At 34.0% G+C, this 14,936-nt stretch carries 10 protein-coding genes; 2 read left to right on the top strand and 8 right to left on the bottom strand.

Going from position 1 to position 14,936, the window contains the following annotated elements:
- Position 1: 1 nt before the first annotated feature.
- The 3 genes from ABIQ27_RS01240 to ABIQ27_RS01230 all read right to left on the bottom strand — a co-directional run bounded on the left by ABIQ27_RS01240 (position 2) and on the right by ABIQ27_RS01230 (position 7,279).
- Positions 2–2,986: a SusC/RagA family TonB-linked outer membrane protein gene (locus ABIQ27_RS01240; protein WP_348031295.1), complete on the bottom strand. Its 2,985-nt coding sequence runs from the start codon at positions 2,984–2,986 to the stop codon at positions 2–4.
- Between the two features lie 250 nt (positions 2,987–3,236).
- Positions 3,237–5,981, bottom strand: coding sequence for a histidine kinase (locus ABIQ27_RS01235; RefSeq protein ID WP_348031293.1), 2,745 nt, complete (start codon positions 5,979–5,981; stop codon positions 3,237–3,239).
- Between the two features lie 92 nt (positions 5,982–6,073).
- Complete coding sequence (locus tag ABIQ27_RS01230; RefSeq protein WP_348031292.1) at positions 6,074–7,279, bottom strand: NAD(P)-dependent oxidoreductase; 1,206 nt, start codon at positions 7,277–7,279, stop codon at positions 6,074–6,076.
- Between the two features lie 218 nt (positions 7,280–7,497).
- Between ABIQ27_RS01230 and ABIQ27_RS01225 the strand changes: the two genes are divergently transcribed.
- Positions 7,498–8,700: a serine hydrolase domain-containing protein gene (locus tag ABIQ27_RS01225; protein WP_348031290.1), complete on the top strand. Its 1,203-nt coding sequence runs from the start codon at positions 7,498–7,500 to the stop codon at positions 8,698–8,700.
- Positions 8,687–9,073: a DUF2809 domain-containing protein gene (locus tag ABIQ27_RS01220; RefSeq protein WP_348031288.1), complete on the top strand. Its 387-nt coding sequence runs from the start codon at positions 8,687–8,689 to the stop codon at positions 9,071–9,073. Before ABIQ27_RS01225 ends, ABIQ27_RS01220 begins: the two co-directional genes overlap by 14 nt.
- Positions 9,074–9,125: 52 nt before the next feature.
- Here ABIQ27_RS01220 and ABIQ27_RS01215 read toward each other — a convergent pair whose 3' ends face one another.
- The 5 genes from ABIQ27_RS01215 to ABIQ27_RS01195 form a co-directional block, all read right to left on the bottom strand.
- Complete coding sequence (locus tag ABIQ27_RS01215; protein WP_348031286.1) at positions 9,126–9,944, bottom strand: hypothetical protein; 819 nt, start codon at positions 9,942–9,944, stop codon at positions 9,126–9,128.
- A 75-nt stretch (positions 9,945–10,019) separates the two neighbouring features.
- Positions 10,020–13,049 (bottom strand): glycoside hydrolase family 3 N-terminal domain-containing protein, encoded by a 3,030-nt coding sequence (locus ABIQ27_RS01210; RefSeq protein WP_348031284.1) that lies wholly within the window; start codon positions 13,047–13,049, stop codon positions 10,020–10,022.
- Positions 13,050–13,061: 12 nt separating this feature from the next.
- Entirely contained in the window at positions 13,062–13,544 is a 483-nt protein-coding gene (locus tag ABIQ27_RS01205) for an ABC transporter ATPase (protein ID WP_348031282.1), read from the bottom strand.
- A 33-nt stretch (positions 13,545–13,577) separates the two neighbouring features.
- The gene (locus tag ABIQ27_RS01200; protein ID WP_348031280.1) at positions 13,578–14,369 is read right to left on the bottom strand and encodes a (Fe-S)-binding protein; all 792 of its coding nucleotides are present in this window, start codon (positions 14,367–14,369) and stop codon (positions 13,578–13,580) included.
- 68 nt (positions 14,370–14,437) lie between these two features.
- Positions 14,438–14,884 carry a phosphoheptose isomerase gene (locus ABIQ27_RS01195; protein WP_348031278.1) on the bottom strand — a complete coding sequence of 149 codons (447 nt, stop codon included), beginning with the start codon at positions 14,882–14,884 and terminating at the stop codon, positions 14,438–14,440.
- Positions 14,885–14,936: the final 52 nt, after the last annotated feature.

Raw genomic sequence — 14,936 nt, 5'->3', positions numbered from 1 at the left:
ATTAAAAACTTACATTTAAACCAAATAAAAATGTTTTATTGGTCGGATAAGCATCTAGCTCTATTCCTGCTCCTTCCAATGGATTTGCATTATCACTTCCCGATATCTCTGGCGAATAACCAGAGTATTTAGTGAATATGAAAGGATTGACAGCTGTTACATACATTCTTATTTTATCAATTTTTTCATAAAATTTGGGTAAAGTATAGCCAAGTGTGATGTTGTTGATTCTTAAATAAGATCCATCCTCTATGTAATAAGTCGAAGGGCGAGGAACTTCATTGAATGGTGCTGGATTTGAACCATTAGGCGTGGATGGTGTCCAGAAACTATTTAAATAATCATATTCTATATTCTCTCCTCCAAATCGCTGTGCTTTTTTACCATTGTAAACTTTATTACCACCGACTCCATAAGCATCAGTTGAAAAATCAAAGTTTTTGTAGTTTATTCCAAAACTCAAACCATAAGTATAAGTCGGCAAATATGAACCAGCAACAACTTTTTCGTCACTATAAGTAAAGTTTCCATCAGCATTTTTCCCGGTAACCTGATACACATAAAAACTACCTAAAGCCTCACCAACGAGAACTTGTTTGGTTGTGTAGCCATTGCTCAAACTTCCTCCGACTAATCTGGCGAAGTATGCGTTATTTGCTTTTAAAAGTACATTCTTGTTATAAGAATAATTTCCTCCAACCCAGTAACTCCAGTTATCATTTATTTTGGTATCCCATCTCAAGGAAACTTCAACTCCTTTATTGCTGACATCTCCAGTATTTACAACGGTTCTCCCTTCTGATATTACATCAGGAAGATCTACGGGTAAAATCACATCTGATGATGTTCTGTCATACAGATCAATTGTTCCTGATAATTTATTTTTTAAAACCTTAAAATCAATACCAAAATCAAATTCCTGCATTGTTTCCCATGTTAAATTAGGGTCAACAGCATAAGGTTGGTAGCTTCCTGGAGTAATGCCCTGATTAGAACCAAAGGCATAATTTGATCCAGGTGAAAAAATCGGGATATTCAATGAGTTAAGAGAATTTGCATTTCCAATCTCTCCATAACCAGCCCTGATTTTAAGGAAATTTATGACTTTAATGTTTTGCAAAAACTTCTCATCACTTACTAACCAGCCAGCTGATATAGAAGGGAAAACACCCCATTTTTGACTTTGCTGAAAAGTACTGATTCCTTCCCTGCGTATAGAGGCTGATAGCATATACCTACCATTATATTCATATTCTACTCTTCCAAAATAAGCAAGCGATACAACGGGTGTGTCTCTATGATTGGTAACAACAGAACCCGGAGCTGTTACAGTATTGTAGGAAGCTAAATCTAAGGACCAATAATTCGATTGATTTGGAACGTTAAACCTTGTTCCTTCCAGATTTTCAAAATTCTCTTTTGTACTCCTAGACATACCGCCAACAACAGTTACATCATGTTTGTCAAAAGTTTTTTTAAATGTTAAGTAATTATCCCAATTGTATTCGTAAGAATCGCTTCTTTTTTGTGTCAGAGTATTGTATTTAACTTCATTGGTACCAAATGAAGCTTCGTAATCATCAATTGTGCTTGTAGCATTTTGTGAAAGGTAAATTTGATCGTTTGGTGTAAAGGAAAAGCCTTTATAAGTATTGTATTTTGCACCAAAATTAGAAGTATATGCAAAATCTCTTGATAATTTAAGTTCGGCTGAAACAGAACCAAAAAGTGTAACGTCTTTATTTTTGTCGTTCGTATAATATAATTGAGCAACTGGATTTCCAACATTATTAAAACGGTCACTTCCATTAATGTCTATTAGTCCCGTTGTTGGATTTCTTAGAGGAACACCCCATCTTCCATTGTCAAAATAAACAGGAACTATTGGAGATTGCCTGTAGGCATTGGTAAAAGCGCTATTTGGCTTGGTAATATTATTAGCAACAGTTAAATTGAAATTTTGCGATATTTTTAATTTATCATCAAGCAATCTAAATTCATTTCTTGAATTGACATTATTTCTTTCATACTGAGTACCTAATAAAATTCCTTTTTCTTTATAATTAGTAGCAGAAAAATAATAATTAGCATTATCACTAGCTCCTGAAACAGATATATGGTGACTAATTACTTCACCTGTATCGGTAATCTCATCAAGCCATTTTGTATTATATGGCTGATCAAAACTAAAGTAGTTGGCATTACCCTGGGCTGTGTTGTTATAATAAGCAAAACGATATGAGTCAGCCATTTTAACTTCGCGTTGGATAAATTTTTGCCCGTAATAAGAATCATAGGAAATCTTCATTTTTCCTTTTTTTCCTTTTTTAGTGGTGACAATTATTACTCCATTTGCTCCTTTTTGTCCATATATTGCAAGTGATGAAGCATCTTTCAAAATATCTAATGAGGCAATTTCATTTGGACTTAATCCATTTAAGCTACTGGCTTCTACCCCATCAACAATATACAATGGATCACGACCACCGAGAATGGTTCCCAAACCTCTGATTCGTATAGAAGGATTGGCACCTGGCTCATCATTAGTCACAATGTTAACACCGGCAGCCTTACCCTGAATTGCCTGAATCGCTGATTGAGAAGGCGTTTTAATAATATCAGCAGCTTTAATTTGTGCAACTGAGCCTGTAATTGAACCCATTTTTTTGGTACCATAACCTATAACAACAACTTCATTAAGGTTATTTGCTTCTGTTTTGAGAGCAACATTCATTGAAAGTGAAGTGACTTTCTTAGTTATTGTTTCATACCCAATAAAAGAAAATTCTAAAACATCTCCAACGCTGGCTTCTATTGTGTATTTCCCATCAAAATCAGTAATTGCTGATTTGCCTGTTGCTTTTACAATAACATTTACACTTGGTAAAGGCAAATTACTATCATCCGTTACTAATCCGTTTATTGTTTGTGAACTGGTTATTGAAGTAAATAGAAAAAATAACATAATACTAAGAATGCCTTTCATAAAATACTTTTTTGGTTTGGTATTGCTAATATAGTCAATTACAACGTTATAGTATGTTAATTCAAATCACTACATTACTACATCAAAATAATATATTTATATTTTAATTAATTGAAATTTAGTAATTTATGATGCTAATTTATAACAAACAACTCATCTGTCAGCTAATTGTTTGATGTAGCTGTGATGAGTTATAAAACAATAAAAAAAGAAGGAAAATATTTGATTATTGATAAAAATATTCGAAAAATTATAGATTTATCATAAATTTAGAAAGGCTTTCGTCTTGGTGAAGTTCCAACTTCTTTCTCAATCTGTAACGATGTAACTCGACGCCTCTAAATGAAATATTCATTAATGGAGCAATTTCTTTTGAGGATAAGTTCATTTTTAGGTATATGCAGAGCTTAATATCCTTTGAAGTTAAATCAGGATATTTTTGTGTGAGTTTATGAACAAAATCTTCGTGGCTTTGTATTAAGTTCTTTTCAAAACTTTGCCATTCATTTTTATTTAGCGCATTGATCTTTATTGATTTCTTGATTTTGTTTTTAAGCTGATTTAAATCATTTTCATTATCAAGAATACTCTGAATACTTTCAATCATTTCTGATTGTTTGGCTATGGACAGTGATTTTCCCGCAACTTCAGATGCTTTAGATTGGACCTGCATCTCTAAAATATGCTTGTCGTACTCTTGTAATTTAAGCTTGTTTTCAGCTGTTAATTCTAATTGTAGAATTTGTTTTTGATGTTTTAGCTCCTCTTCTTTAAGTTTTAGTTTTTCTAAATATCTAATCTTATTCCATTTATAATAAAGATAAAAACTACCCAAAATCAACAATGCATATACAAATACCATCAAAAAAGAAAAATACCATGGTTTATCAACTTTAAATTGATAATTGGCAATTGGGATATAATTCTCTCCATTATTATAATATATTTTTAAACTTTGATTGCCGCTTGTAAGATTATTTAAAACAATATTCCCTGATTTTATAGGTAAAAAAGACTTAGAATCATTTAATTTGTAAAACAATCCAAGACGGTTATAACCATAATATTCAGAAATAATATCAACTTCAACAGATTGATTATACTGTACAGAAGTTTCGCCATCAATCATCTTGCCTTGATAGAATGCTTCTACTTTAACTTTTTGATTATTAATTTTAGAGTTTTTAAGCTGAAAAGAAAAGAAGCCATCATCAAGGTTCATCAATAATTGGTTGCCGTCTCTAAATACTTTCGTATCCTGATTGATTATCTTCCCTTCATAATATTTTTCAGGTATTAAATCCCAAATATAGTTTTCACCAGTTTGATGAATAACATACAATAATTTGTCTTTTAAAACTATAAAGTTGGAATTGTTTACTGGGATTATCTCCGAGATATTTGCAAAGTTTTTATTGAAAATTGCGTTCTTTTCCAGCTTATTAGAAATTGAATTAAAGCTGTACCAAATGTTGTCAATGAAGAACAGAATTTCATTTTTAAAATTAAAAATTTTCACGCCATAGTCATTCCATATCTTATTTTGCTGAGTAATGTTTTCTACTTTTTCAACTTCATATAAACTATTAAATGTAATTCTATACAAACTCCTGTAATTATCTACAGCCCAAAGCTCTTTTGGTTTATTTTGTGCAATATTTTTAATGGGTTTAGTTAAGTCGTCAACGATTTTATACTGCGTAAAATCAATTGGAGAATTGTATAAAATAATTCCGGAATAATTCGCCTGAAAATATTTATTATCATAATCACTTTCCTGAAACTTCCATCCACCGCTTATAGAATTTACTTTTTTAAGCACTTCATTTTCATAAACAAATGTTCCATCGTTGTGACCAATAATGTATTTTGTTCCAATCTTATGAATATCCCAAACCTGCCCTTGAGAATTTGGCAGCAACTGTAGTTTTTTATCCTGATATTTAAAAACACCATGGTTTGAACCTAACAAATAACCGTTTTCAATAGCTGCTAATGCATAGACAGAACCCAGAACACCAGTGTTATCAGAAAAAATAGTGTATGGTGAATTGATTTCAACATGTGAAATTCCGTTGTCTAAGCCTAACCATAAGTCGTTTTCTTTGTCAAAACCAATACAAAGCACCGAATTGTTTATCAGCGAATTGTTTCGATTGATATTCTTATGTGTATTTGATTTTAAATCAATGATGTACAATCCTTTAAAAGCAGTTCCAATAGCCAGTCTGTCCTCATCAATAAACTTTGCTGTAATGATAATTTCTTTCTTTAAAATGGAATTTAACTCATTGTTCCATTCTATTAACTTGCCATTTTCTTCAACAAAAACTCCATTTTTTTGAGTGAACACATAGGTTTTATTCTTGTTTTTTGCAATACAGTGAACAATACTATTCTCTAAACCCTGCCACTTCGTTACTTCAGTAAAAGTCTTGTTTTCAAACAGATATACGCCATCATTTACCGAAGCAGCATAAATTTTATCATCAACAACAAAACAATAGGAAATCTGAAATGGAATTCTAATTTTTTCAATTTTACCATCAGAATAAATGAAAAGTTCGTTAAACGATTGGAAGTAAATTTTGCCCTGATGCTTGAAAATTTTCCAAATCTCTTCATTGATAGATGCGCCTGTGAAAAGCTTTTTGTTTTTACTCAATGAAGAATAAATCATTTTACCGGAAATTCTTTTCCAATACCCAAATTCATTATAGGAACCCGTATATACTTTATCACCATCAACAAAAACCGAACGCAGGATTGTCTTGTTTGGCAAAGTATACTTTTCCCATTTTACGCCATTATAACGTAAAAAATAATGATTATTGGCAAAATAAAAGGCATTGTCATTTCCTTGAGCTAAGCTCCACACTTGATTGTCGCCAAAATAATTTGACTTCGTGAAATTTTCTACAAACGGAAGCAGTTCCTGAGATTGGACTGTATAAATGGATGTTAGCAGTAGGAAATAAAAAAATATCTTTTTCACAAAATTAGATTTGACAATCCAAATGTAAAAAAGATATTGCATTAAACCCCAATTTTATAGGAAACAAACAAATGTAACCGCTGGGAAATTAACTATTTTCCATCAACATAATCCTGAAGATATGCAAAACGCTCTGTTAGTTTTCCGTTTTCGGTAATCTTGGCGCGTTGCAAAATTCCATCTTTATCATTGTTGAAGAAAGCCGGAATGACATGTTCCATAAACATTACGCCAAAACCTTCGCTGGCATCTTTTGGTAATTCACAGGGTAAATTATCAACAGCCATAACCATTATTGCTCCTGGATGCATATATGAAACTTCCTTGTTTCCTATTGGTAAATAACCATAAAACGGTTCAGCAATCGTTGATGATCTTACAGTGCAGGCAATTGGCCCGTCAACATCACAAGAAATGTCAGCAACAACTTTAATTTTACAATCTGGCGACTGAAGCATTTCCTGAGTAAGAATATCCGGCGAACCATTTCCGTGAAAATGTCCAGCCATGAAAACATCGGTAACTTTGGCAAAACGTTCAAAGTCTGAAGTATATGCTTCCGGATGTTTATAAAAATCGTTATTATCTTCTACTTTATTTCCATCAATTCGTTTGTTATAATCCAAAACATCGATTTGCGTATAAACAGCTTCTGAATATATTTTGTTTAAGAAATCCTCTGGAGAAACCTGTTTTAGTTTCATTCCGTCAAGAATTTCCTTTGCGCCCATGCCAACCTTGCCATGACCAGTCAAAACAATTTTTATGTTTGGCAGAATTTGTCTTTTCAATCGAACGATTAAATCTTCTTTTGTTTGTAAAGTTTCGGCTTTAGGCAGATTGAACAACTCAAATTTTATCCCAAATGCTCTAAAACCATTGTAAGCTCCAACAATTCCGGCATAACGACCAAAACCAATCAATCTTCTGTTAGATGAATCAACTATCGTTTCATGGTCATATAATTCGATTTTCTTATCTAAAATTGCCTGCAACAACTTTCTGTTATGAACTTGCTTTTTTATAGTATGCGAAAAGAAAAAGTATTTCTTGTTTGGGATTAAATAATCAACCGGGATTTCCTTTACACCAAAAAAAACTTCACAATCTGATATATCATCAGCTACTTCAATACCTAAGTTTTTATAAGCTTCATCATTAAAAACCCTGATATCAGAACTTTCAACTTTGACTATAGCATCTGGATGCTCTTTTTGCAAGCGTACCAATTCTTCAGGTGTGAAAACTACTCTTCTATCAGGTGGATTTTTTCGCTCTTTTATAATACCAAACTTCATGGATGCTTTTTTTTTGTGATGCCAAAAGTAATAGTAACGAAAACGTTTTCAAAACTTTTTTCAATAAATAACTTTTACGCTATTTTATGGTTGTCATTGATTATTACTAACTTATAAATTTATCATAAAAAATTGTGAAAAACCTGTTGATAGCTTTCTGAAAAAGTAACTTTATGGCTTTAATGAATAATTATATTTGTTTTTCCAATATTATTATAATGACATCCAAAATCACCTACTATACTACTCAATTTTTAGCCATTATTCTGCTTACTGTTTCTTGCTCCAAACAAGAGAAAACAGAAGAAAGCATTATTAAGATGAATAAAAACGGCATTCCGGTAATGATGCCTTTACAAGAAGAATTGCCAAAACTTACCAATGCTTTTATCAATGATAAAAAATATGGCGTTGGCCGTTATTTTGAAAAAACATGGTCAGAGAAAAACGATAACGTAGCTTTTTTGGTAGCAAAGAATGGTCAGATAATTTATGAAAATTATATGGGTTACGCCAATAAAAGAACTGGCGAAATGATTTCTAAAAACATGCCGTTGCATATTGCTTCCGTGAGTAAAGTATTGACTTCTACAGCTGTCCTGATGCTTATTGATGCAAAAAAAATTAAGCTTGACCAAAAAGTAAATACAATTATCGAGAACTTTCCTTATCCTGAAGTAACAGTTCAAACGCTGCTTAATCACCGTAGCGGAATGAGAAATTATGCCTACTTCACTTTTGAAAATGGCAATTGGGATAAAAAACAAAACCTGACCAATGAAGATATTGTAAAGGTTATAGTGGATAAAAAAATTACGTTGGAAAGACCAACCGATACCGGATTTGGCTATTGCAATACTAATTATGCAATGCTGGCTTTAATTATTGAAAAGGTTACCGGATTAAAATATCCTGAGGCAATGAAAGAGATGATTTTTGCACCACTTGGCATGACAAATACATTTGTTTTTGACATTACTAAAGACCGTGACATCATTGCGCCATCATACAAAGGAAATAATGTAGAGATTGGAATTGATTACCTGGATGGGATTTATGGTGATAAAAACATTTATTCGACGCCGAGAGATTTATTGAAGTTTGACAAAGCCCGTTACGCTCCTTTTTTCCTGAATCCTGATTTGATAAAAAAGATATACACCGGTTATAGCCATGAAAGCAAAGGAATACGAAATTATGGCTTAGGTATCCGAATGACTGAATTTGAAAAAAGTGAGCCTTTTTATTATCATAATGGCTGGTGGCACGGAAACACTTCTTCTTTTATCAACTTGAGAAAAGAGAAGGTCACAATTATAGTTTTATCTAACAAGTTTACCAGAAAGACTTATCAAACTAAAAAACTTGCCGCGCTTTTTGGTGATTATCCATTTAAGTTGGATGATGATGGTGAAGAGTAATATGCTGAAATTCAACTCCACCTATTTTAGGTTGTTCTCACTGATTTTTACTATCGAAGTACTGATTGCACTTTATGTTCACGACAACTTTGTACGCCCTTATCTTGGCGATGTATTAGTAGTGATTTTAATCTATTGCTTTATAAAGTCTTTTCTAAAATTAAAAGTCATACCTACAGCTATTTTTGTATTGCTATTCGCCTTCACAGTTGAGTTTCTTCAATACCTAAATGTTGTAGAAAAATTAGGTTTGCAAAATTCAAAAATCGCCAGAACCGTTATCGGAACTTCATTTTGTTGGGAGGATATTCTGAGTTATATCGCGGGAATATTTGTTGTGATTTTAGTTGAATTATTTTTCAGAAAGAAATAAAAAACCTATCCTTTCGGATAGGTTTCATTTGAATTAAAATTCTTTCAGAGATTTAATCGTCATCACCATCGTTTTCTCCGTCGCCGTCGCCATGCTCTCCACCTTCCATTTCACTACATTGACCGAGATGTTGGTTTAAAACTAATGCAAGTGCATTGTTTCCATCTGTATCATCTGAACCAATTTCAATAATACCATTTCCATTGCCATCAACAGCTCCACTCAAATCTACTGTGCTTAATAATTGATTTAAATCAAAATTGAAAACCAAATCGAAAGAATTGTTATTAACTATCAGATTTTGACCCGCGTCTTCATAATCAATCTTTAATTCTTGATCCAAATCATGCCTGAAAACAAAAGGTGTTCCGTTTATTGTACCTCTGATTTCGATTGTTTTGTTATACAAAGTTGAAGTACTTACTAAACTTTTACCTAGTTCTAATTCTACTTCATCATAAGTTCCGTTAGGAACAGCGATTGTAGTAATTGGAGTTGTTTGGTTTAATAAATCTAATTCCCATGGGCCATTTAATGCAACTTCATCGTCGCCGTTAAAAAGACCATCATGATTATCGTCACCGTTGTCATCATTATCATTACCATTATCATTGTCCCCGCTTTCGTTATCTCCGTTGTCATCATCTGATTCTCCATATTTGAATGAGATTTCATTTACGTTGATTTTGAAACTGATCAAGACTACATCACTGTTTAGTGTCGTATTGTTCATTTTCCCAGCAGCTGGACTAGTGTAGGTCGCTTTTCCAATGATTCTCATGTTACCATTTCCTGCTCCGCTTTCACTAGAGCATGATGTCATCATGACAAACAAACCCATAATTGCGATAAGAATTTTTAAATTTTTCATAATATTAAATTTTATTTTGGTGAAAGTAGTCAATATATATGTTTCTGTTCTATTGTTCAGGTTAAAAAACTTAAACTACTTCTCTATAATAGCCTCCTGAATGACTTTTTGAATGTCTTCACGAATGTTTTCTTTAGAAAGTTTATTTGGCAAATTAGAATCGGGATACGTTCTGTTTGATAATAAAACATAAACAATATCGGTTTCCGGATCAGCCCAGGCTATAGTTCCTGTAAAGCCAGTATGTCCAAAACTCGACATCGAAACACAACCGCATGTTGGACCAGCACCGCTTATTTGCTGTTTGTCAAATCCTAAACCGCGACGGTTTCCTTCGGGACAAAACCAACACGTATTAAAATCGTTAAACGTAGCTTCAGAGAAATACTGAATGCCACCGTAATTTCCTTTCTGCAAATACATCTGCATCATCTTGGCGATATCCATAGCATTGGAAAAGATTCCGGCATGTCCACCAACTCCATCTTCCATTGCAGCTTCCATATCGTGAACATAACCCTGAATGACATCATGACGGAAATAATTATCGATTTCTGTCGGAGCAATTACACTTTTATCAAATTTAGTTAAAGGATTAAAAAGTGTATTATTCATCCCAAGTGTTTTGTAGAAATTGTCAGTTGCCAATTCATCCAAATGCCTGCCCATTGTTTTCTCAAGATACTGCTTCAAGATAATAAAAGTGAAATCGCTGTAGCGGTATTCTTTTTTATCAATAAGCGGACTTTCGATGATTCGTTTCATAATAGTATCATGATAATCATCACGTAAATACAAACTATCGGAAACGCGTTTGGTAAATCCTTCGCTATATATTTTGCGATAATATTTGTCCATTGGCATTTTAGCTGAATCTAATGTAGCGGTGTAAAAAGGTATCCACGCCTGCATTCTGCCATAGTGGGACAGCAATTCTTTAAAAGTAATTTTCTGCTTGTTGGAACCTCTGAATATTGGCAGCATTTCACCAAGAGTTGTTTCTAGTGTAACTTTCTTTTGGTCGTAAACCTGCATTATATTTGGCAAAGTAGCAACCATTTTGGTCACAGAAGCTACATCATACAAATCGCTGTTCTTGACTTTTACTTCACCTTCATAGGTTTGTTTTCCAAATGATTTTTGATAAATGACTTTTCCTTTTCGGGCAACCAAAACCTGCATGCCTGGTGTCATTTTACCATCAATGGCTTTTTGAGCATAGGTTTCAATCTGTTTGAGTTTCTCTGAACTCATCCCAACACTTTCCGGTGTTGAAAAGCCCAAACGATTGAGTTTTTGAGTTGTAATTCCGTCACCAGCTTTTAATGTGTTATTGATAGAAACCGGAAGCAATCCTTTTGCGCCGATTGCTCCAAAAATCAATTCGGCTGAAACTTCCTGAGCTATATCTCCATTTTGATACGAAACGATTACACCTGGTAATTCATTAAAATTCAAAATCCTTGATAATGAATAAGGTTTGGCAAAACAATCAATAATAACTTTCTTTTTAGAGGCAATAGAATCTATTATCTGCAAGTCAGGAACTGTCAGCTCCGGAGCTTTCCACCAGGATTTATCCGATTTATGGTAACCAATGATTACGGTTTCATAATCCTTTAGTTTCGTCATTAACGTATCGATATTGGTATCTGAAACTTCAGTAACTTCGGTATATTTCTTTAAAGTTTTGACAAAAGAACTATTGGTATCATCACCCAATTTTACGTAAGCAATTTTCTGATTCAGATTTTTAATAGGCAGGATGTTTCCATCATTTTTTACAACGGTAACTGCATTTTCGTACAATTCATATTGCAAAGTCTCGTTTGATTTCGGATTCAAATCGTTATACAGATTGATGCCTTCGATTGATTTGTACTTATTTAATCCAGCTTTGAATTTGTAGCTCAAAATCTTCTTAACCGATTGTGCTAATCGGGAATCCGAAATAAGGCTATCCTGATAAGCCACACAAATTTTCTCTGCTGCAAGTGGTACATTTTCTGCAAAAAGCAAAATGTCATTTCCTGCCATAAATGCCTCCAAATCAATATCGCCCGGGCTTCTGAAATTACTTGCGCCTTTCATATTCAGAGCATCTGTAAAAATCAAACCGTCAAAACCCAACTCTTTTTTAAGCAGATTCGTAACGACATCATAAGAAAGTGAAGTTGGAAAACCTTGTCTTGGTTCAAGGCTTGGTACATTCAAATGTGCTACCATTACAGAAACCAGACCTTCATCAAACATTCGTTTATACGGATACAACTCTACTTTTTCTAAATGGTCACGTGAAGCGTTAACTATTGGCAAAGTACTGTGCGAATCTGTAGCTGTATCTCCGTGTCCGGGAAAATGTTTTCCTGTTGAAAATATTCCCTGACCTTGTGCTCCATTCATCAGTGCAATCGCATGTTCGGTCACATTGACTTTATTTTCACCAAACGATCGGTAACCGATAATTGGGTTTTTTGGATTGGTGTTGATATCTAAAACCGGTGCAAAGTTGAAATGAATTCCCATTCTTTTGCTTTCTTTGGCAAGGCTAACTCCAACTTTCTCAACCAATTTTAAATCTTTAATCGCTCCCAAAGTCATATTAAAAGGATAACGAAAAGTTGAATCGATTCGCATACTCAAGCCCCATTCGGCGTCAATCCCAATAAACAAAGGCACTTTAGCAAGTGATTGGTATTTGTTGGTTAGCTGTGCCTGACGCATTGGTCCGCCCTGAAAGAATATTAATCCTCCAACTTTATTCTCGGCAACCAATTTTTCAACATCAGCAACATGAGCAGCATCTTTGTTAGAATAAGCAGCAACCATAAAGAGTTGGCCTACTTTTTCATCAAAACTCATTTGATTGTAAACGCTATCTACCCAATGAGTTTCGAGAGCAGTTTCCGGGAAAAAGTTTTTCCTTTCGGATTTTGGAATTGGAATATAGGTTTCATTATCGATTGGTTCTTCAATTTGCTTGTCAGCGATAACTTCCGGTTTTGCTGCAATCGCAGGCGTTGGCTTATTTTTGGTTGACGAACAATTCGTAATCAAAAATAGCAATCCTATGCATAAACCTATACTGAATAAAAACCTTTTCATAGAATTTAGGGCTTAAAAGAAACGGCTGTGCCAGCTTTCACCAGCAGGAACTTCCCAGTTTTCATTAAATTCTTCGATACTATTCACCAAATTATTAAAAACAATAGTATTGGCTGTCACGGCTTTTTCTTTAGCCATTCGTTTAAAATCAATCAACGATTTGTGAGCAATATGATCTCCGTTTTTAAACGTCACATTCATTTTATCTAACAAATCAACCTGATATTTTTGTTCCAAATTTTGGATAAAACCGACAGATGAATCTATAGAACAACCTGTTGCCTGCTGCACTTCCTGATTGACAGCAAGAATTATAAAACGATTGTATTTCAGTAGATACGAAGCTTCTAATCCAGTTCCGTGAGCTGCCCAATTTTCGATAAATGCTTTTAAATCATTTTCGATTTCAGTCATTTCATCATCTGAAAATTTTCTATTGGATTGGTAAATCCAAATTTTAGAATCTTCGGGTAAGTTTTCAAAAGGAACTAACATTTTATTTAGGATTTAAGAATTGGGATTTAGGATTTATAAGTCTTGAGCATTAGCAATAAGCTCAGCAATATCCATTACTTTTACTTCGCTTTCTTTTTCTTTGGCTTTTACACCATCGGTCATCATGGTGTTGCAGAATGGACAACCCGCAGCAATGATTTCAGGTTGGGTTTCTAAAGCATCTTCTGTTCTTTCCACGTTGATGTCTTTGTTTCCCGGTTCAGGTTCTTTGAACATTTGGGCACCACCGGCACCACAACATAAACCATTGGCTCGAGAGCGTTTCATTTCTACCAGTTCAGCATCCAATTTTTGGATTAACTCTCTTGGTGCTTCGTACACATTGTTAGCTCTTCCAAGATAACATGGATCATGAAACGTGATTCTTTTTCCTTTGAATTGTCCGCCTTCGATAGTTAATCTTCCGCTGTCAAGTAAAGATTTCAGAAATTGGGTGTGATGAACTACTTCATATTTTCCACCCAATTCAGGATATTCATTTTTCAGGGTATTAAAACAATGTGGACAGGCAGTTACGATTTTCTTAGCTTCGTATGCATTCAGAACTTCAATGTTCATCATGGCCTGCATTTGGAACAAAAATTCATTTCCCGCACGTTTTGCCGGATCACCAGTGCAGCTTTCTTCCGTACCCAAAACAGCAAACTCGACATTCGCCCGATTTAGAATACGCACAAATGCTTTAGTGATTTTTTTTGCCCTGTCATCAAAACTACCAGCACAACCAACCCAAAATAAAACTTCCGGTTGTTTGCCTTGAGCCATCATTTCTGCCATCGTTGGCACATTTAATACTTCTGACATTTTTTAATGTTTATATGGTTATTTGGTTTTTGTTTATTTGAATTACCAAATCAACAAATTACCGAACATTACTCATGATGCTCGTCATCGAACACCTGAATGGTTACTTCTTTGTCTACTAAATCGGTAAATTTTCCTCTGTAACGGGTTGCTTTTACTAAGTGATTGTCAATCCAGTGGTAGTTTCCGCCACGTGGTTTTCCGAATAAAATTCCATGGTATTTAAACCCGTGTTTTTTCAGCCAAATCTCAGTATATTCTCTGTGTGCTTCCGTTCTTGAAGTAAAGAAGAATATGATGTGACCTTCGTCATACCACTTATTCAATGTTACCAATGCATCAGGATAAACCTCTGCAGTCAGCATTCTTTCCGGTTCTTCGTTTGGAATATCATCACAAACAGTTCCGTCAATATCGATTAAATAGTTCTTAATTCCTTCTGGTAAAATCGGACTTAAATGCTGTCCGTTTTGGGTAATACTTTGCAAGCTCTTGTCAATGTCTTCCGCTTTCATTTTTTTACTTTTTATATTTCACATTCATTAGACAAATTCCCAAGTCTCACAT

Source organism: Flavobacterium sp. (assembly GCF_039916025.1).
In the GTDB taxonomy this organism is placed as follows: Bacteria; Bacteroidota; Bacteroidia; order Flavobacteriales; family Flavobacteriaceae; genus Flavobacterium.
Note: the sequence above shows the minus strand (reverse complement) of the source record. Positions and strands in the feature narration are given on the sequence as shown.